The organism is Desulfobulbus alkaliphilus (assembly GCF_016918545.1).
GTDB classification, from domain to species: domain Bacteria; phylum Desulfobacterota; class Desulfobulbia; order Desulfobulbales; family Desulfobulbaceae; genus Desulfobulbus; species Desulfobulbus alkaliphilus.
On the sequence record NZ_JAFFQC010000118.1, the window covers coordinates 1 to 627 of the forward strand.

Consider the following 627-nt stretch of genomic DNA (forward strand, 5'->3'; position numbering starts at 1 on the left):
ACCAGGGGGAGGGAGCGCAATCGGATAGGGCTGGCGTCGGGCATCAGGGGTTGGTGGCAGCGTCATCACAGCGCGTCCAAGGACGCGCCTGGCTACACGGAGGGCAATCTCAGTCGTGGAACTGGTTGATCAGGCGGGAGAGGTTCTGCAGCCGCTCCACCAGCAGGGTGATGCCATCGAGGGCTTGTCTGCTGTTGTCGGCGGTGTGGTTGGCCAGCTGGTGGATCTGGTGGATCCCCTGATCCAGGGTGCTGGTCACGTCCGCCTGCTGGCTGACGGCCTGGGCTATCTCGTCACTGGTGTGGGTCACCTGGGCCAGCATCTGGTTGATCTGGTCGAGCACCTCGGCGGTGGCCCCCATGTGCTGCTGACAGAGAACCGAGGTCTGGGCGCCCTGGGTCATGCCGTCGGAGAGCTGCCGGGTACTCTGTTGCAGCGCCCCTATCATGTCGCTGATCTCGCCGGTGGAGCTGCGGGTCTTCTGGGCCAGCGCCCGGATCTCGTCGGCCACCACAGCAAAGCCGCGCCCCTGCTCGCCGGCCCGGGCTGCCTCTATGGCCGCGTTGAGGGAGAGCAGGTTGGTCTGATCCGCAATCTGCCCGATCACCTCCAGGATCCCGCTTATTT

The 627-nt window shown here is 65.4% G+C and carries 1 protein-coding gene; it reads right to left on the reverse strand.

Features of this window, described 5'->3' with window-relative positions:
* Window positions 1–109: 109 nt before the first annotated feature.
* Window positions 110–627, reverse strand: a 518-nt coding sequence (locus JWG43_RS17655) for a methyl-accepting chemotaxis protein (RefSeq protein WP_275888495.1), incomplete at its 5' end; no start/stop codon positions are given.